The 18,934-nt window shown below is 45.4% G+C and carries 13 protein-coding genes; 9 read left to right on the forward strand and 4 right to left on the reverse strand.

Features of this window, described 5'->3' with window-relative positions; all coding sequences use genetic code 11:
* Positions 1 to 122 precede the first annotated feature (122 nt).
* The 6 genes from ylqF (at position 123) to AACQ75_RS15260 (ending at position 6,926) form a co-directional block, all read left to right on the forward strand.
* A complete protein-coding gene (gene ylqF / locus AACQ75_RS15235; RefSeq protein ID WP_013868498.1) occupies positions 123 to 1,067 on the forward strand; it encodes a ribosome biogenesis GTPase YlqF in 945 nt (314 codons plus the stop codon).
* A 225-nt stretch (positions 1,068 to 1,292) separates the two neighbouring features.
* Entirely contained in the window at positions 1,293 to 2,438 is a 1,146-nt protein-coding gene (locus AACQ75_RS15240) for an efflux RND transporter periplasmic adaptor subunit (protein WP_013868497.1), read from the forward strand.
* Positions 2,428 to 3,714: a TolC family protein gene (locus AACQ75_RS15245; protein WP_170888973.1), complete on the forward strand. Its 1,287-nt coding sequence runs from the start codon at positions 2,428 to 2,430 to the stop codon at positions 3,712 to 3,714. The genes AACQ75_RS15240 and AACQ75_RS15245 overlap by 11 nt, the downstream gene beginning before the upstream one ends.
* Positions 3,711 to 4,928 carry an ABC transporter permease gene (locus tag AACQ75_RS15250; RefSeq protein WP_170888974.1) on the forward strand — a complete coding sequence of 406 codons (1,218 nt, stop codon included), beginning with the start codon at positions 3,711 to 3,713 and terminating at the stop codon, positions 4,926 to 4,928. The genes AACQ75_RS15245 and AACQ75_RS15250 overlap by 4 nt, the downstream gene beginning before the upstream one ends.
* A 2-nt stretch (positions 4,929 to 4,930) precedes the next feature.
* Positions 4,931 to 6,214, forward strand: coding sequence for an ABC transporter permease (locus AACQ75_RS15255; RefSeq protein ID WP_170888975.1), 1,284 nt, complete (start codon positions 4,931 to 4,933; stop codon positions 6,212 to 6,214).
* Positions 6,207 to 6,926 carry an ABC transporter ATP-binding protein gene (locus AACQ75_RS15260; protein WP_017045357.1) on the forward strand — a complete coding sequence of 240 codons (720 nt, stop codon included), beginning with the start codon at positions 6,207 to 6,209 and terminating at the stop codon, positions 6,924 to 6,926. Before AACQ75_RS15255 ends, AACQ75_RS15260 begins: the two co-directional genes overlap by 8 nt.
* Before the next feature lie 113 nt (positions 6,927 to 7,039).
* Here the strand turns inward: AACQ75_RS15260 and AACQ75_RS15265 are convergent, their stop codons facing one another.
* Positions 7,040 to 8,026, reverse strand: coding sequence for a CobW family GTP-binding protein (locus AACQ75_RS15265; RefSeq protein ID WP_170888976.1), 987 nt, complete (start codon positions 8,024 to 8,026; stop codon positions 7,040 to 7,042).
* 491 nt (positions 8,027 to 8,517) lie between these two features.
* On the opposite strand from AACQ75_RS15265, the gene clcA reads away from it, so the two are divergent.
* From clcA to cqsA, 3 genes are all read left to right on the forward strand, one after another.
* Complete coding sequence (clcA, locus tag AACQ75_RS15270) at positions 8,518 to 9,915, forward strand: H(+)/Cl(-) exchange transporter ClcA (protein ID WP_013868492.1); 1,398 nt, start codon at positions 8,518 to 8,520, stop codon at positions 9,913 to 9,915.
* A gap of 148 nt (positions 9,916 to 10,063) precedes the next feature.
* Positions 10,064 to 11,038 (forward strand): TDT family transporter, encoded by a 975-nt coding sequence (locus AACQ75_RS15275; RefSeq protein ID WP_013868491.1) that lies wholly within the window; start codon positions 10,064 to 10,066, stop codon positions 11,036 to 11,038.
* A gap of 199 nt (positions 11,039 to 11,237) precedes the next feature.
* Complete coding sequence (gene cqsA, locus AACQ75_RS15280) at positions 11,238 to 12,419, forward strand: alpha-hydroxyketone-type quorum-sensing autoinducer synthase (RefSeq protein WP_017050024.1); 1,182 nt, start codon at positions 11,238 to 11,240, stop codon at positions 12,417 to 12,419.
* Between the two features lie 86 nt (positions 12,420 to 12,505).
* Here cqsA and AACQ75_RS15285 read toward each other — a convergent pair whose 3' ends face one another.
* The 3 genes from AACQ75_RS15285 to AACQ75_RS15295 form a co-directional block, all read right to left on the reverse strand.
* A complete protein-coding gene (locus AACQ75_RS15285) occupies positions 12,506 to 14,557 on the reverse strand; it encodes an ATP-binding response regulator (RefSeq protein ID WP_170888977.1) in 2,052 nt (683 codons plus the stop codon).
* Between the two features lie 138 nt (positions 14,558 to 14,695).
* Positions 14,696 to 17,737, reverse strand: a complete 3,042-nt coding sequence (locus AACQ75_RS15290; RefSeq protein ID WP_170888978.1) for an SbcC/MukB-like Walker B domain-containing protein — start codon at positions 17,735 to 17,737, stop codon at positions 14,696 to 14,698.
* Entirely contained in the window at positions 17,737 to 18,879 is a 1,143-nt protein-coding gene (locus AACQ75_RS15295) for an exonuclease SbcCD subunit D (protein ID WP_170888979.1), read from the reverse strand. The genes AACQ75_RS15290 and AACQ75_RS15295 overlap by 1 nt, the downstream gene beginning before the upstream one ends.
* Between the last annotated feature and the right edge of the window lie 55 nt (positions 18,880 to 18,934).

An 18,934-nucleotide genomic window follows, 5' to 3' on the forward strand; every position in this document is an offset into this window, starting at 1 on the left:
TAACATCATCACATCTAAAACTGCGGTGGTTATCAGTAAACCTTGTTGATGATTCTCATAAACATCAATAAAAACTCTCTTCCTCCACCAGCAGAATTTTTACATTAAAAGGCAGTTTTCAAATGGTTAACAACACAATTCAATGGTTTCCGGGACACATGCATAAAGCACGTAAGGAGATCGAAGAGGTCATTCCGCAAGTTGATGTGATTATCGAAGTGTTGGACGCTCGTATCCCGTTTAGCAGCGAGAATCCACTTATCTCCCATTTGCGTGGTAATAAACCGTGTGTGAAGGTACTCAATAAACGTGACCTAGCAGACCCTGAAATGACGCAATTGTGGATCGACCATTTTGAGAAAGAACAAGGGGTGAAAGCAATGGCGGTAACCACGTCTAACCCTCAAGAAGTGCATAAAATCATGGAGCTTTGCCGTAAGTTGGCACCACATCGTGAAGAAGTGGGGAAAAATATTCGCACCATGATCATGGGCATCCCGAACGTAGGCAAATCAACCATCATCAATACGTTAGCTGGTCGCGCTGTGGCTCAAACAGGTAACCAACCCGCCGTTACGCGCCGCCAACAACGTATCAATTTGCAAAATGGCATTGTGCTGTCCGATACTCCGGGAATTTTATGGCCTAAAGTGGAAAACCCACACAGTGGTTTTCGCCTAGCCGCAACGGGGGCAGTAAAAGATACTGCAATGGAATATGAGGATGTAGCCTTTTATACTGTTGAGTATTTAGCGCAAGCTTATCCTGAGCGTTTGCAAGAGCGTTATCAAATCGATGAGCTACCTCAATCTGACGTGGAATGGATGGAAGAAATTGGCCGCAAACGTGGTGCTCTGCGCCCCGGTGGCCGTATTGATCTGCACAAAGCTTCGGAAATCCTACTGCATGAATTGCGCCAAGGTATTCTGGGCCAAATTACTCTTGAACGCCCTGAAATGATCACCAAAGAGTTAGTGGAAGTGGAAGAACGAGCGGCCAGAGAAGCCGAGGAAAAAGCAGCCAAAAAAGTAGAGCGTCGTAAACGTTATTTGCGTAATAAACGCTAAATTCCTCTCGGATCCCTTCTACGCTACACCTCATTTCTACTATTACCATCAGGGCGGTCAATGATCGCCCTTTTCATCAGAACAGACAACTGCATGCTGTTTGCTATTTCTAGCTGACATTATCATGACAAATCAATACAGGTTTTTATGCGCTACTTCTATAGCATGAAGGAACCTTCTGATGACACTCAAGTCATACCACCATTGTTTATTTTCTCCTTAGATATGGAATTGTTCATGAAAAAGCGTTGGGCCATCGCGGTAATTAGCGCCGCCTTAATCAGCGGGGGCTATTACCTAACTACCAATAGCAATGAATCTCTCTCGGCTTTCCCCACTCTGACGGTCGAACAGGGAAATATTGCCAAACAGGCAATCGCTGTTGGCCAAATCGTGCCAGCTCACTCGGTATCTATAAAATCGCAAATTGAGGGGATTGTCGGTGAAATTTATCATCGGGTCGGTGAACAAGTTACCTTGGGCACGCCTTTGATCAAAGTGCGTCCAAATCCAACACCGCAAGCGTTAACCGACGCAACCACCGCTTTAATGCAAAGTGAGGCGAGCTTAGATTCCGCCAAACAGACGCTGGCAAACTTGCAGCAGTTAGTTGAACAAAAGATTGTGCCGGAAAACTACGGTGAGCTAATCCAAGCAAAATCAGAGCTGAAATCAAAACAAGCCGAAGTGCAACAAAAAAGGCAGAACCTTGAGCTGATCCGCAGCGGTGAAGCATCGGTTGGCGATTCGAAACTCACGTCCACACTCGTCGCCCCCATTGATGGCACCATTTTAAACCTAAAAGTGGAAGTGGGAGAGCCGATCATTTCCACTGCCTCAAGCCAAGCGGCAACTGAAATGATGTCGATTGCCGATATGAATGACATGATTTTCAAAGGCAGTGTCAGTGAACATGATGCGGCGCAACTCGCCGCAGGGATGGCCGTCAACTTAACGTTAGCACCGTATCCAGAAGCGGAAATCAGCGGCGTATTAAGCAAAGTTGCGGTTCAATCTGATAAGTTGAATAACCCTAGTGATACCAAAACGACTAGCTTTGATAATGGATTTGAAGTGGAGATTAACCAGATTCGCTTTCCTGACAATATGGTGATTCGCTCGGGCTTTTCTGCTACCGCACAGATTACATTAAAGAGCGTGGAAAACGTCATCACCATTCCAGAACGCGCATTACGATTTAGCGGTGAAAAACCTGAAGTCTTGATTCCAGATCAGTCAGAACAAGGTTACCAAGTGCGCGCCGTAACCTTAGGTTTGTCCGATGGCATTAATGTGGAAGTGATTGCGGGTTTATCAGCGGACGATGTGATCATCGACAACAGTTTATTCGGAGGCAAAGATGACCACTAAGCGCCCTTTTCAACGTAATGCGCTAGCAGCCGCGCTAATGACGTTCTGTGGCGCGGTGACTTTTTCAGCTCACGCCATCACTATTGAACAAGCTTGGCAAGCCGCCAAAGCTTTTGATCCTACTTATTCACAAGCGCAGATACAATCTCAAATCAGTGAAACAGAGGTCCGAAGTACCAAAAGTGCCTTGCTGCCTTCTTTTAGCCTCAGCGCGGATACCTCATGGGATGACGATGGCAACAACACTAAAGGCTATGGTGCCACATTAAGCCAAACCATTTGGGATAGCGCTAATTGGGCACAGCTCGACCAATCTCAAGCAAGCTATGTGGCATCACAATTAAAAGTGAAGACTGCACATAATGAGCTGGCTGCAACATTACTGTATGCCTATCTCGATCTCGCCAGCGCACAAGGCGATCTACAACTTGCTGAGCAAAAGTTCGTAGAAGGTGCAAAACTGCTGAAGATTACCGAGCAGCGCTACAAAGCAGGAAAAATTCGATCAACGGCATTGGAAGACATGCGTGCTAACCACGTCGATGAGCAAGCCGATATACTCAGTGCGCAAGCCGCTCTAGAAGAGAAAAAGTCAGCCCTTATCGCGCTCATCAATCAAGACCCACAGCACATTGACCAAATTAAAACGACCGACCTCATTGAACCGCCAATGCAGGTCAGCAGCGAAACTGAATGGTTAAAGCTTGCGCAGAATAACAGCCCTGAGTTATTGGCTGCCCAGCAGGAAGTCGCCGCTTCTGAATTTGGCCGAGATGCAGCCAAAGCCAAATATTATCCCACCTTATCTGGCAGTGTTTCTTACCAAGACAATGATCAGGGTCGAGATGGAGATCTCAGTGCAGGTTTAAGCTTAAAAATTCCGTTGGATTTGAATGGTTCCACGCGCGCCACGGTCGATCAGGCTGCGCTGCAAGTCTTAAGCGCCAAGCAAGTACTGCGCAAGGTAGATATCGAGATTAAACGCAAAATTCAAAGTGGCTTTAACCAAATCCATCTGGATTGGCGACAAGTGGAGATGGCTCAGTTACAAGTCAGCTCAAGAGAGCAAGCTTTAAAAAGTAAACAAACCGTTTATGAGTCAGGAATGACTGAAGCTTCTGATTTGATTGACGCCCATAACGCTCTGTTTAACAGTAAAAACAGTCTACAACGGCGATTGTACCAATATTGGAAGCAGCGGATTGGCCTGCTGCAAGCTGCTGGGCAGTTAGATGATGACGTGATCGCTTCGCTCTCTCAGGCTCTGCACTCATGATCTCAAGCCTACAGCAAGTCGTGCAAACGCTGCTTGCCCATCGGCTACGCAGCGCCCTCGCGGTCATTGCTATCGTTTGGGGTATTGTTTCTGTTTTAGTGCTCGTTGCCTTAGGTGAAGGATTTTATCGCGTCAATACACAATCTTTCGCGCTGTTAATGAGCGATACACAAATGGCTTTCCCCAGTCAAACCACCAAACCTTGGCAAGGCCTTGCGGCAAGACGAGCGATTACCCTTTCAGAGCCGGAAATGCGCGCTTTGGCACAGCACCCAAACATCAGCGCATTATCAGTTATCTACGGAAAATGGGATGCTAAAGTGACGAATGTAAAAGGCCGAATGCTTCCCGGTTACGTCAGCGGGATCGACTCTCAATTTTTAGCATTGCGCAACTTGCAACTGACCGCGGGGTCACGCGGCATTCACGCCAGCGATCAGAAAAACCATTCCCGAATTGCGGTGGTTGGTTGGCAGTTGGCACAAGTTGGTCAGCTATCTATTGGTGATACGATCAAAGTCAATACCATTCCCTTCTCGGTTGTCGGTATTACTCAGCAGCAAGAAGGGGGCATTTCTATAAACAATGAAAACAGCCAAGTGATGATCCCAAGCAGCGCTTTTACTGATCTTTGGCAAAGTGAGCCTGAATTTTTCCTTGTGCAACCCGCCGCAGGGATACCAGCAGCGGTATTGCGCATGAACATCCTCTCTTTCTTCGCCAAACAGAAACATTTTGATCCGAGCGATACTGAGGCCATAAACCTACCTGACTTCAGCAGCGGCGCTCAATTTTTCAATGCCTTGTTTCGAGGTATACAACTATTTTTAGGGGCAAGTGGAGCGATGACGCTTGCGGTCGGCGCTTTGGGCGTCGCCAATATCATGTTCCTTTCTGTCACGGAAAGAACGCGGGAAATTGGTGTGCGTTTAGCCATTGGCGCAACACCGAAGATCATTTTGCGCCAGTTTATTTTAGAAGGTGGGTTGCTAGTGGCATTAGGTGCAGTGTTCGGAATGCTCCTCTCCTATCTGGTGGTGCTATTACTGAATTACATCGGCTTACCTGATTGGCTCGGCGAACCAGTCATCACTGTGCCGGCTCTAGGCTGGTCACTGCTCGTCACTACGTTGTTTGCACTGCTGGCCGCTTATTTCCCAGCAAAGCGTGCCGCCAATCTCACCCCCGTCATCGCCTTAAGTGCGAGGGCTTAATAATGATGTTACCTATCAGGCAAATTTATCAAGAGATGGCGGCCGAAAAACTGCGCTTGCTACTCACTATTTTAGCGGTGGCTTGGGGCACACTTTGCATCGCCACCATGCTCGCAACAGGCGAAGGATTACGCCAAGGGCTGACACGCTCATCACAAAGTGGCAATGGCAATTTACTCTATGTGACCGGGGGTTATGCCAGCCAGACCGCCGGACGCTTTTTTGAAGGGAAAGCCCTCTCTTTGCAAGCGGATGATGTTGAGCTTGTTCGCGCACTGCCCTTTATCCAACGCGCTGAAGTCAGCGCACAATGGGATAAACGCGTCAGCAATCAAGACAATGGCACCTGGCAGCGCCCACTAGCGGTTAACCCAGAATATCAGTCCTTAACTGGTATTGAGATAGCCAAAGGAGGGCGATGGATCAACCCGCTCGATAATCAACAGCAGCGTAAAGTGGTTGTACTCGGTTATAACGCCGCAGTGCAATTGTTCAATTCTGAGGATGGTTGGAGTTGGCTGGAACCCCAGACGCTGAGCATAAACCCCGTAGGTCAATTGATAAAAATAGGTGATGAAAACTTTACCGTTATCGGCGTGATAGCGCAGACAAGTGCAGAGGTAGAACAAGGAACCCCTATTGACTACGCGGTCTTTGTGCCTTTTCGCACTTGGCAACGTTTTAACCCCAACGCAACGATTGCAGCGATCAATGTGCAGCTCAATGCCACGGTTGATCGCGAAAAAGCCGCGCAAGTGATTAAGCAAGTGATCGCCAGAAAGTACGGTGCCAGTGCTTCAGACACGCAGATCTTGCAAGTCGAAGACATGCTATTGAGGCAAAAAAGCATGCGCCGTTTCTTATTCGGTCTACAAGGCTTTTTGGGCATTATTGGGCTTATTACCCTCGGCGTAGCAGGCATTGGTATTGCCAATGTCATGTACGCCACGGTAAAACGATCCACGCGAGACATCGGTGTACGAATGGCCGTCGGAGCTACGCCAACCACTATCAAACTCCATTATTTAGTGCAAGCCTTGCTCACGATGTCACTTGGAGGTTTAGCTGGCTTAGGATCCACTTACGGGCTGATCACCTTATTAAGATACGCCCCCTTAGAAGGCAATATGCTGTTTGAGCAATTAGGGAAACCCTTACCCGAACTGTCGTTTTCGATTGTCTTTCTTGTGATCGCGGCGCTGGCGATTGTCGGTGTGATTGCCGCGTGGTTTCCCGCCAATCGCGCGGCTAGCATTACGCCATTAGAGGCATTACAAAGTGAATAAACAAAACTTACCGAACCTTGTTCAATTGACCAATATCAGCAAGCACTATCGCAGTGGTGAAGAGTTGGTCAAAGCATTAGACGGCGTTTCGCTATCGATTCAAAAAGGCGAATTTCTCTCTATTCTAGGGCCATCAGGCTCGGGTAAATCAACCTTAATGAATATCCTCGGTTGCTTGGATGTTCCTACATCGGGTGAATATCAGTTGGACGACAAGGCGGTCGCCTCGCTCAGCAGCCATCAATTGGCTCATATTCGTAATCAAAAAATTGGCTTTGTTTTTCAAAGTTTCAACCTGCTCGAATACGCTAATGCTCTCGATAACGTCGCCCTACCCTTGGTCTATCGCGGAGTAAAATTAAAAGAGCGCCGAGCACGTGCAGCAACACTATTAGAAAAAGTGGGGCTTGGCGATCGCATGCAGCATAAACCCAACCAGCTCTCGGGGGGGCAAAAACAGCGGGTGGCGATTGCGCGCGCGTTGGTCAATGATCCGCAAATTATCTTAGCCGACGAACCGACAGGTGCGTTAGATTCAAAATCAGGCGCTGAAATTGAAGCCCTGTTCAATGAGCTTCATCAAGAAGGACGAACGCTTATTGTCGTCACTCACGATCTCGCATTAGCGAAGCGAACTCACAGAATAGTGAATATCAAAGATGGGCAGATTTTATCTGATGAACGCGTTGATCACGCAACAAGGCAGCCATAGCTCAACGCATTATAAGAAGTTATAAAGTGAACGAGAAAGACGAAGCCGTTCCAGTTCGCCTTTCTTAGTTCATTTTTTCTTTGTTCTTTCTTTGTTGGTTTTTTCTTTGGATCCTATTGAGAGATACCCGCCAATTTCAGCAATACCGCTTCTAGTTGATCCCATGGCATGAGCTGTGAGTCAATCACTTCTAAGCGTGATTCAAACCCTTCTAAGCTCATCTCATTCACTGAAACGACTCCTTGGTTGATGTTGAAGGCGTAACATCCTTTATCGGTATTGACGACCGCCTTAACACGCTCAGCGGTCAGGGCACTCAGCATAGAAAAAAGCTCATCAAAATCAAAATGGTATTCAGCGCCGATTAACCAACCACAACTGAAATAACCTTGGCCCCGATTTTCTTTGCGCACAAACGCTTTACCCGGCTGTAACGCAAACTGTGGTTCTAACGAAGCATGATGATGGTGATGCGCTTCAATATGAGTAGAAGCTGCGCCGTGAAGACGTTCAATATCTAATAATTCTAAAGGCAACTCACCTTGCTTGACTAACTTGCTAAAAATCTTCGCGGGTGATTGATCAGTCACCCAGTCATTAAACGCATCCACATCAGCACTAGTGCATTGATCCACTTTATTGCCAATCACCACATCACCACTGGCCAATTGGTCATTAAAATTTTGGTTGGATGTGTATTTTTCATTACGCAAGTTGCGCGGATCCACTAAAGTGATCGTGGCTTTTAAATCGACATACAGTGCATATTGATCAGAAGTTAAAGTTGCCACCACTTGCTTAGGGTGCCCAAGCCCTGTTGGCTCAATTAATAGACGATCGGGCTTTTGCCTAAGTAAGGCGTTAATTCCAACAGACATAGGAACACCCGCGGTACAGCACATACAGCCGCCCGGTACTTCTTTGATCAGCGCGCCTTGGTCAGACATCATCGCCCCATCAATACCAATTTCTCCAAACTCATTGACCAACACCGCCCACTTTTCATCAGCAGGTTTATTCTTCAATAAATTCAAAATGGCCGTCGTTTTTCCTACACCAAGAAAACCGGTAATAATGTTAGTTGGTACTTTTTTTGTCATGTCAGCACTCCTTTTGCGGCAGTATATACCGAAATAAGAAGCCAGTGCATGGTTTGCCAGTTAGACAGGAACAATGAGCCGAGGTACATAAACGACAAAAGGCGCACTACGGTGAGCGCGCCTTTCCCCTCGTAACTCAATCGTGAGTTCGCGAATCGGGAGGACTATAGATGCAACCCGATCATAAACGAGGACATAGAATTGAAATATTGCTGATTCCATCCAAATTGTAGGTAAGGCTTGAATTCCTCCCTGTACGATATCTGAATCTGCCTTACGCTTTAACTATGGTTCATTTGGCTGGCTTAGCAAGGTTCAATCTCTGTTTTTTAACTCATTTTTAACTCAGATCTCGTTTTTAGTAGAGAATCTCTCCATCTTCCAGATATGGAAATCTACATTGCAGCTTTGACGCTATAGTTAATCACTTTGGCGCGTATAATTCTGTAACAAAATATGTTCACATTTTACCAATCGAGGCCCTTTTTTACATGACCAAAAGAGAGAGATTGAAACAGTCACTGCTTGCAAAAGTTCCAAAAGATACGATTAACCAATTTCTCTCTAAGGACAAAACACCACTCTCAATCCTTTTTCTTTCGCTCATTGTCGGTATTCTTGCTGGGATTGTTGGTACTTACTTTGAGGCCGCTGTGCACTTGGTTTCGGAAACACGCACCGAGTGGTTAAAAAGTGAGATTGGTAATATCTTACCCTTGTGGTTGGCCGCTTTTCTTATCAGTGCAGCGTTGGCGTTTATCGGTTATTTCCTTGTGCACCGGTTTGCGCCCGAAGCCGCCGGTTCTGGCATTCCTGAAATTGAAGGCGCGATGGATGGTATGCGCCCCGTTCGTTGGTGGCGAGTACTGCCAGTGAAGTTTTTTGGCGGTATGGGCGCCTTAGGTTCTGGTATGGTTTTGGGACGTGAAGGGCCCACGGTTCAAATGGGGGGAGCCATTGGCCGAATGGTGTCGGATATTTTCCGCATCAAAAATGACGATACCCGCCACTCACTCTTAGCCTCTGGCGCAGCTGGAGGCCTAGCTGCCGCATTTAATGCGCCGCTGGCGGGCATCATGTTTGTGATAGAGGAGATGCGCCCGCAGTTTCGCTATACCCTCATTTCAGTACGTGCTGTTATTGTCTCTGCGGTGGCGGCAAATATCGTCTTTCGCGTGATTAATGGCCAACATGCTGTGATCCAAATGCCGCAATATCAAGCACCAGAGCTGGCTTCACTGTGGCTGTTTCTGCTGCTTGGGGGACTGTTTGGTATTTTCGGTGTGCTATTCAACCGTTTAATCACACTATCACAAGATATTTTTGCCAGAATTCATCGCAATGATCGTAAGCGATATTTACTCACGGGTTCATTATTGGGAGGCTGTTTTGGCTTAACTTTATTGTATATTCCTGAATTGACTGGGGGTGGCATCTCACTGATCCCTAATATCACCAATGGTGACTACGGTGCCGCTATCTTGCTGCTTTTGTTCATTGGTCGTATTTTTACCACCTTGATCTGCTTTGGTTCTGGTGCTCCGGGCGGGATTTTTGCACCAATGCTGGCATTAGGCACGCTGTTTGGCTACGCCTTTGGCCTGATTGCGCAAGAACTGTTACCACAATTAGCGATTGACCCAGGAATGTTCGCCATTGCAGGCATGGGTGCACTGTTTGCCGCAACGGTTCGCGCACCCATTACAGGTATTTTATTAGTTATTGAAATGACCAATAATTATTATTTAATTTTACCGCTGATTATTACTAGCCTTGGCGCGGTTATTTTCGCTCAATTACTTGGCGGCCAACCCATTTATAGCCAGTTGCTTCATCGCACCTTGAAAAATGCCAAGCTGCAACAACAAGATCTTCCACCAAAAGAGTAATCGTGAGACTCATGAATATTGACTCCGCTGCGAATTGTTATATCTAAGTAACAAATTAGAAAGTGAGATGTTGCACCACAACTCGATAAACTTGATAATGCGCTCGTTTGCTGGCTGCTAGAAATACATTATTCATTTTCTAGAGCAAATGATGACATGGAGTTTATCGTTGAACTGGAAAAGGTTAATTCAAGTACAAAGCACACCGCCCTCTCAAGCGGCGCTAGCATTAGGTGTGATCAGCCTCGGGCATGCGTGGGCGCTTTATATTCCCTCGGTCGGTCTCATTATTCGCCCCTATTTGGCACTGCTCGGTGCATTATTACTGCTACCTGTCTTGCTAAAATACCTCACCAGCTTCAAGACATTCATGGAGGACATTCGCCACCCTCTTTCAGGTAGCTTGATGGCTCCAATGAGCATGACTTTACTGATCTTAAGTGATTATCTCGCTTTAATTTCACCGCTCATTGCTTATCCTATTTGGTTTACCGCGCTCTTGCTGCACTTCACCATGATGCTGCTTTTCTTCAGTTTTCAGGCCATGAACTTTAAAATCAGCCATATTGTACCAAGCTGGTTTCTTTATCCGGTTGGGTTAATCAGTAGCTCGCTCGCTGGCACGCAATTTGGCCACACTGTCTTTTCAGAAACACTCGTCTCTGTCTGTATCGCTATCTATTTTTTTATGCTGCCGTTAGTGTTATATCGTTTGGTGTTTGCTGGAATGTTACCTAAACGCGCACGCCCAACACTCGCGATTATGGCTGCACCTATTAACCTCACCCTCGCGACGTATTTGGTCAACTTCCCTCATCCTGATCCAATATTAACAGGCGCACTGGCTGGCATTGCCATCACCATGACACTACTTATTTACCTTTGCTATATCCGTCTGCTCAGGCTCAAGTTTCAACCGTCTATTGCTGCTGTGACCTTCCCTTCTGTCATCAGTGCTATCGCCATGCATCGTTTAACCACCTTCTTTGAAGGACAGTACCCGCAATGGCACTGGTTACATCAATTTGGGTTATTTGAATTGACTATTGCTACTTTCTTAGTCGTTTGGGTTTCTATTGGTTATATAAAAATGTATTGGCCTGAATTATTTGCTAATAAATAAAAACCTAATATTTATCTTTAATTAAAAATTAATTAGGGCTGGATAAGCCTAGGCAATGACGAACAATATAAAAGACACTATACCTTAATTTGCAATAGTAGCCAAAATAATAAAAACTCACTCGTGACAATTTTAAATTAATATTCAATATATCCTTTGTCAGCTGGCATTTAATTAAAAACATATAAAGGATATAACCATGAATTCACGTAAGTGGAAACACGAACTACCGGCTTCTATACAATCTAGAATTGACTATTTCATCAATGATTTGATTAATGCAAATGCTAACGGAAAACACCTAGTCCTAGGGAAAAGGCCAACAAAAAACGACATAGTGTTACAAAGTAATGATTATTTAAGCTTGGCTGATCATCCATTAATTAAAGCACGGCTGAAAAACGCCATCGATAAAACACATGATAGTGTTTTTATGTCCGCTATTTTCCTACAAGATGAAGAGTCTAAACCTTCATTAGAAACGAAATTTGCAGAATTTGTAGGCTTTGATAGTTGCCTTCTTTCTCAATCAGGATGGAATGCTAATACAGCCTTGTTGCAAGCCGTGTGCGGGCCACAAAGTAACGTCTACATTGACTTTTTTGCTCACATGTCAATGTGGGAAGGTGCTCGCTATGCTAATGCCAATATCCACCCATTCATGCACAATAATTGTGATCATTTGCAAAAACTGATCGCTCGACACGGCCCAGGGCTCATCGTGGTTGATTCGATTTACAGCACTATCGGTACGATTGCACCACTCACCGATTTGGTCACTATCGCCAAAGAGTATGGATGCGCCATTTTAGTTGATGAGTCGCATTCACTTGGCACACATGGCGAAAAAGGTGCAGGACTTGTCAGTGAATTAGGGTTAACTGCAGAGGTTGACTTTATTACAGCTAGCCTTGCGAAAACATTCGCGTATCGCGCTGGCGCTATTTGGGCGAATAATAATGTGAATCACTGTATCCCTTTTGTGGGTTATCCCGCTATTTTTAGTTCAACTATTTTGCCTTATGAAGTCGAAGCGTTAGAAGCGACATTGGACATTATCAAATCAGCCGATTCTAAAAGAACTCAGTTGCACCGCAATGCACACACACTGCGTCGTGGACTAAATAGTATAGGGCTAAGCGTACGAAGTGAGTCCCAAATCATAGCGCTAGAAACCGGAGATGAACGAAATACAGAAAAAGTTCGCGATTATTTAGAAGAGAATCAAATATTTGGTGCTGTTTTTTGCAGGCCTGCCACTTCAAAGAATAAAAACATTATTCGGCTTTCGTTAAATAGTAATGTCACTGACTCACAAATTGACACCATATTAACCGTGTGTGAAAGGGCCCAAAATGATAGCAGTCTCTATTTCAAGTAAGTCACGCATCGACATACTAAACCAATGGTGCAATCTCAAATAAGAAGGATAAGGTAAGGAATAACCCTAGGGTTTACCTAGGGTTATTAAATCCAGTGACTTAATTTTTTTAACAATAGCGTTTTATCCGCTGGTTTTAAAACGTAATCATTCATTCCTGATGTACGGATTTTTTCTATCGTTGAAGGGCTATTGTCACCCGTGTGCCCAATAATAGGCACTTTACTGTAAGAAGCGGTGGATGAACGGATAGATAAAGTGGCCGAAATACCATCCATAATCGGCATTTCAATATCCATTAACACCAAGTCAATTGAATTATTGGCCAACATTTGTAATGCTAATTCCCCATCGCTCGCTTGCAGTACTTCATACCCTTGCTTTTCTAGCAACAGAGCGGTGAAGCTACGTAAGGAGTGGTTATCATCGACCAACAAAATTCGTTTTTCATAATCATATTGTTTTAACGGGATAACATTTTTATCGGCAATAAGCTCTTCCGTTTCAAAGAGTAGTTCATCAATAATCGCCGATCCATCCAATAACAATTTGTGCTTTTCAATTGGGTAAATGGTTAAATGACGCTCCATCGTCAGCGCGTAACGCTGATTTTGGTCATATAAATAGCAAACTTTTGCTTGTGTAAAATGCAGTTTAGGTTCCAGTTTGGTTAAGTAATCCGGCGTTTCATCCAACGTTTGCAGATCCACAAAGATCAGATCAAACTCAAATTCAAACTCTTCTCGACGCAAAGCACTCTCAGGCTCTAAGACATTAAGCTGGAAACCAAGATAGAACGATTTCTCACTGAGATAACGATTCACTATGCTCGTTTTGCCAATATAAAGCAGAGATTTCGCCTTCATTAGATCGAGTTTAATATTAGCAACGGCTTGCGAATCATACTCGGGAAACGTTAAGGTAAACTCCGTCCACTCTCCAAGTTCAGAACGGCAGATAATATCCCCTCCAAAAGCATGCATTACTTTACGACAAAAGGGTAACCCCAGACCATAGCTGCCATTTTTACCGAAGGTATAAAAGTCTTTAAAAATATCGTCCAGCAAATGAGGTTCAATACCAACACCATTGTCTTTCACTGTAATTTGGTGGCAATTCTCACTTGATTTCAAGGTGATATGGATATTAAACATATCGTTATTTTGATAGTAGAACGCATTCTTGAGTAGATTGTAGAGCACGTATTTTAACAGTGTACTGCTGCCTAAAAAATCAAAGTCATCCACTACCTTAAGAGTCACTGCCTGCCTGTCTTCTGGTCTTTTATAAGAAAAACTGCGCAGTGCCTCTTCTATAACAGGCTTTACAGCATGCTTTTTAAAGGTCGATGTTGAGACCCTATTTTGATCAATCGAAGTTAACAGCAAATCAATGGTCTCATTACCGGAGCGAATGACTTCATCAGCATCTCTTAATAGACCAGCAATCAGATCTAAATCTTTAGACGGTAGCATATAAGATTCTGATTTGGATGCAGTAGGATTGGGCAATACCGAACCCATTACTTCAATTGACGCTTTTAACGCACTTAATGGATTTCTCATTTCATGCGCAATCCCTGCGCCAAAAGACTTGGCAATCGACACCTTCGCTTCATGTTCAATTTGGTTACGAAAATAGAACAGGTTACCAAAAATGTAAGTAAATAGAAAAATCGGTACGTACGGCCATTCCACCATCACTCGCAGTTCCGCGTCCATTACGCCATAAGTCACAAAGTAAGCACATGCTAATGCAATGGCGGCTTGAATCAGCATAACTTTTGTTTCGTGGACTAAGAGGATATGGAGGAAAATAGACGCCATGAACGACATCGCCCAGATCGTTGACCAATCGTTCATCAGCATCATGTAGCCAAAAAAGAATGGCAAACAAAATCCTATTGAAAACAAGTAATAGTAAGGTAAGTAGTGCTGTAAATGTTTCGGCGTTGAATTGCGAAAAATAATCCCCGCAAATAAAATGGCGCAAATCGCCCGTAACTCCATACTTTCATAAGGTTGTGGAAAGAGATAAGTCCACACGTAATAATAGAGGGGAAAACCAATGAACCCCATCCATCCCACAAGGGTGAGGTTCGGCTCAGCGTACTGGTATATTTTTTTTACTACGTCCATGCAACCTTACCAAACTGATATATTCATTTTTATAATCATCATTATGCATAACCTGGTCTTTTTAAACGTCGAAGTGAGTCACACTCGCCACGCTATGCTTATTAATAACTAGCACAAGATAACCTACATTCCCATTCATTATGCAACAAGTCTTATTGAACTGCCGTTGTTTCTCGCCACATCGACATCAATGCGTAAGGCTATTTGCTCTTTCAGCTCGCTCACGTGAGAAATGATGCCGATCGTTCGGCCTCCTTGTTGTAAGTCGACAAGGGTTTGAATCGCCAAGTCCAATGACTCAGGATCTAAACTGCCAAAACCTTCATCGATGAACAGTGTATCCAGTTTAATACCGCCGCTGTATGATTGCACCACATCCGATAACCCCAGCGCTAATGACAACGCCGCCATAAAAGATTCACCACCTGACAAGGTCGCCACATCTCGCCATTTTCCGGTGTAGCCATCTTCGACCATCAGATCAAGCCCTGAACCCACATTACCTTTGGCGCGATCTTCTTTACGCTTGAGCAGATAACGCCCCTTACTCATGATCTGCAGCCTCATTGAGGCTTGGATCAGCACATCATCTAACAACACGCCAAGAACAAAGCGGTGTAAACTCACTTTAGCGCCTGTTTTGCCGTTGGCGATATCACTCAAAGTCCCAAATACTTGATACTCTTGCTCTAAGGCTTCATTTTTTATATGTAAAATAGCGATTTTTTCTTTCACACTGGTTAAGGCATCCATTTTAGACCGTAACCTGCTCCATTGATCCAGTGCGCTTTGCTGTAACATGGCTACAGCCTCGACCGCGCTTGCATACTCAGCAAGATTGGGCTCACTTTTTTCACTCAGCTCACTGGCTAATGTTTGAAGCTGGGCGTTTAACGTCGTACTTCTTTCGTCAAATTGTTTGATCTGCTTTTCAAGCTGCTCGATATGCTGTGAAGATAAACGTGCCTGTAAATAGTGCTCAGTATCGTCGAACTGGCTCTCAATCAGCGCACTGTGCCACTGCTGCTGTGACTGCATAAACGCATTTTGCCAATGTATCTGGTGTTCGACCGCCGCCGCCAACGCCGCTTTCGCACCAGAAAAATCGGCGTTCGCTTGATTGAAGCGCGCTTTAGTTTCCGCATCTAAACGGTTGAGATTGGCCAATTGTAGCTCTAACTGGGTTAAAGATTCGTTCAAATGCAAACTGTCTTGATACAACTCCGGGATCCCTTGGCTTAATGCAGAAACTTGAGTCTGCTCTTTGGCAACCGTCAGGGTGGCTTGTTCGACTTTATGCTGCTGCGTTTCAGCATTTTGCTTAGCTTGTGCTAACTGCAGTTCTAATTTTGCCAATTGTTGAGCTAATTGCTCTGGATTGAGCGATTCAAGATGAGCAATGGAATGTTCAAGATCGCTTTGAGCTTGCTGCAGTTGTACTAAACTTTGCGTATTTCCAGATAATGACTCCCTCAAACTTGCCATCTCTTGCTCAAGCCGTGCGTATTGGGTCGCTCGTTGCTGTTGCTGTTTTAGCGTTTCTTGCTCTGTGGCCAGTTTGTTTTGCTGTATCGCTCTCGCCTGCTGCACTTGCGCCTTAGTCACCGTTTCTCCGGTATAACGCGCTAATTTAGGATGATCGCAACTGCCACACACCGGGCACTCGTCGCCTTGCTCCAAGGTTCGAGCCAGCTCGGCGGCTTGGTTGGTGTGCCAAATCAGCTCTAATTTATCGGCTTGCTGTTTCGCGTCCAATGTTGCGCGCTGTGCCAAATCAAACTGCTGCTGACTATAGCTCAGTGCAGCTTGCTCTGTGGCTAAACGCTGTTCAAGCTGCTGCAGCTTTAATAAGCGATCAATCTGCTGTTTGATGGTTTCAAGCTCTAAGCGCTGGCCTTTTAACTCAGCCAGCTGCTGGCTAACTCTTTCGCACTCTTGACGCTTAAGCATAATTTGCTGCTCAAACTGCTCAACAGCGGTGCGCAAGTTGTGGCGATTTTGCGTCGCGAGCTCCACTTCACGTAAGGCTTGTTGCAGCGCTTTTTGATGATGTTCTCGCTCAACAAGCTTAGTTTTGATTAGGTTTAAGTCATAAATTTGTTGCATCAGATTCGGCACTATTTTGACTTTTTCTGCCGCGTCTTCTTGAGCCGCTTTAGCTTGTTGCCACTGCTGTTGTGACTGTGTAAGCGCTTGTTCTTTTTCGACTTTTGCTTGGTTGGCCGCTTCTAACTGACGTTGTGACGATTGTAATTCGTAATAGGGTGAATCTAAGCGCGTAGCTTGCAAGGCTTGATGCCTTTGAGCTCTTACCGCATCGATGACTGACGATTGTGCATCGTGATCGGCTTTAAGTTGCACGAGTTGACGCTGCTCTTGAAATTGTTTAGCAAGGGTTTGCGCCGCCTTTTGCTCGCTGCTCGCTGCATCAAACCTTTGCTGGGCATCTAGGTACGCGGCGTGAGCGGCCGTTAATTGGGGTGACAGCTCAGCAATGCACGCTTCAAGGTGTGACTCGCTAGTTGCGTTCACGACGTCCAATGCGCCTTTAATTTGGTGATCAAATTCTTCTTTCGCTTTGCGGATCCCCGCCGCTTTCTCAAACAGCGCTCGTTCAATTTGGCTATAAATGTGAGTTTGAAACAACTGACCAAAGATTTGCTCCCGCTCTTTGGAGTTGGCAGTCAGTAATTCACGAAATTTCCCTTGGGGGATGACCATCACTTGGCGAAACTGTTTTACATCTAAACCGACCAATTCCACCATGGCTTTACCGACGGGATTGGGTTTGTTAGCAAGCAATTTCATTTCGCCATCGACCCATTCAAACAAGCTCGCGGCATGGGATTTTTTTGTTGAGCCTTCACCGCGTTTTTTCGGCACTTCTTGGTCGGGCGAGCGATCAACTTGGTAGATTCGCCCGCCAAGCTCAAACTGGTAGCTGATTTCGGTGAGCGTGTGCGGGTCCGCATAGTCGCAGCGCATTTGATCACCAGTGCGCTCACTGCCTGTCGTTTCACCATACAAAGCGTAGCAAATGGCATCGAGCAGTGAACTTTTGCCCGCTCCGGTTGGACCATTAATCAAAAATAGCGGCGAGGCACCCAAGGCGGTAAAATCCACCACTTCTTTATGAGCAAAGGGGCCAAATGCTTGCAGAGTCAATTGTATTGGACGCATTAGACTTGGGCTCCCGGTTTTAGGGCTTGAATGACGTCGATCACCGCTTGCTCTTGCGCTGCGGTTAACGCTTCTTGCTTAGCTTCTAAGAAAAAATCGCGGAACATATCCACCTCACCGCGTGCCAAACGTGCACGCCCCATTGCTTGATCCACTCCCACCAACATGCCCGGTTTTTCTAAATGCAGTACGTTGGGGTAGGATTGACGCAGTTTTTCCATCGGGTCCAGTATCGCGTGTTTGTCGGTAAGACGAACTAACAGATAATCGTGGTTGTGTGGGTCTGTTTTGCCTTGCTCGATGATCTCCAGCAACTCACCTTCAATAATACGCATGGTATGAGGAGCAGTCAGTGGCACATGCGTGGCGCTGGCAAAACCTTGTTCATCAAATTCAACAAAGGTCGCTCCTTTCTTGTGGTGCTGCTCTGAAAAGCTGTATTTCATTAGAGAGCCAGAGTAGCGGATATACTCTTCCCCCTTTTTCTGCGGTTGGTGCAGATGGCCGAGCGCAACATAATCAAAAGGTACAAAGTGTTGATGACTGACACGATCAGAGCCGCCAATGGACAAAGGACGTTCAGAGTCAGATTCGATAGCGCCATCAACAAAGCAGTGGCTAATCATAACGTGACGTTGTGACGGATTCCACTGCGATGTAATCTGCTTAATGAGGTATTGATGGGCTTCATCATGACTGGTTACGGCCTCTCCAAAGTGGTGGCGAACGACTTCAGGGTCGTTATAAGGCATACCATAAAATGCCACTTCACCAGCAATGGCTGATTTTAGTACCACAGGCTGCATCATCTGTTCAAAATTGCTAATAATGTGCAAGCCCGAGTGTTGCATCTGCTTGGCCGCAAAGCCTAAACGCTTCGCCCCGTCGTGGTTACCGGGGATCATAATTAAGGGGATGGAAAGCTCGTTGCACACGCGGTTGACTATATCATCCATCAATTCAATGGCTGCCGTCGGTGGAACTGAACGATCGTAGATATCTCCGGCGACGATTAAAGCATCCACCCGATTACACTGCAGATACTCAATCAATTGATTGAGTACTGCGCGCTGATCATCTAATAAAGAAACGTTATGAAATTGTCGACCGAGATGCCAGTCAGAGGTGTGAAGAAACTTCATTCCAACCCTAAAAATACCGAAAATCAAAGTGCTTCATAATACGCGATTAACCAAG

Origin of the sequence: Vibrio sp. B1-2, from assembly GCF_963888445.1 — a bacterium.
GTDB lineage: Bacteria > Pseudomonadota > Gammaproteobacteria > Enterobacterales > Vibrionaceae > Vibrio > Vibrio anguillarum.

Bases quoted from the DNA above. Each gene is read 5' to 3' on its own strand.
- ylqF (WP_013868498.1), top strand. From the start codon at position 123: ATGGTTAACAACACAATTCAATGGTTTCCGGGACACATGCATAAAGCA.
- AACQ75_RS15290 (WP_170888978.1), bottom strand. From the start codon at position 17,737: ATGCGTCCAATACAATTGACTCTGCAAGCATTTGGCCCCTTTGCTCAT.
- AACQ75_RS15250 (WP_170888974.1), top strand. From the start codon at position 3,711: ATGATCTCAAGCCTACAGCAAGTCGTGCAAACGCTGCTTGCCCATCGG.
- cqsA (WP_017050024.1), top strand. From the start codon at position 11,238: ATGAATTCACGTAAGTGGAAACACGAACTACCGGCTTCTATACAATCT.
- AACQ75_RS15295 (WP_170888979.1), bottom strand. From the start codon at position 18,879: ATGAAGTTTCTTCACACCTCTGACTGGCATCTCGGTCGACAATTTCAT.
- AACQ75_RS15265 (WP_170888976.1), bottom strand. From the start codon at position 8,026: ATGACAAAAAAAGTACCAACTAACATTATTACCGGTTTTCTTGGTGTA.
- AACQ75_RS15245 (WP_170888973.1), top strand. From the start codon at position 2,428: ATGACCACTAAGCGCCCTTTTCAACGTAATGCGCTAGCAGCCGCGCTA.
- AACQ75_RS15275 (WP_013868491.1), top strand. From the start codon at position 10,064: ATGATGACATGGAGTTTATCGTTGAACTGGAAAAGGTTAATTCAAGTA.
- AACQ75_RS15255 (WP_170888975.1), top strand. From the start codon at position 4,931: ATGATGTTACCTATCAGGCAAATTTATCAAGAGATGGCGGCCGAAAAA.
- clcA (WP_013868492.1), top strand. From the start codon at position 8,518: ATGACCAAAAGAGAGAGATTGAAACAGTCACTGCTTGCAAAAGTTCCA.
- AACQ75_RS15285 (WP_170888977.1), bottom strand. From the start codon at position 14,557: ATGGACGTAGTAAAAAAAATATACCAGTACGCTGAGCCGAACCTCACC.
- AACQ75_RS15240 (WP_013868497.1), top strand. From the start codon at position 1,293: ATGGAATTGTTCATGAAAAAGCGTTGGGCCATCGCGGTAATTAGCGCC.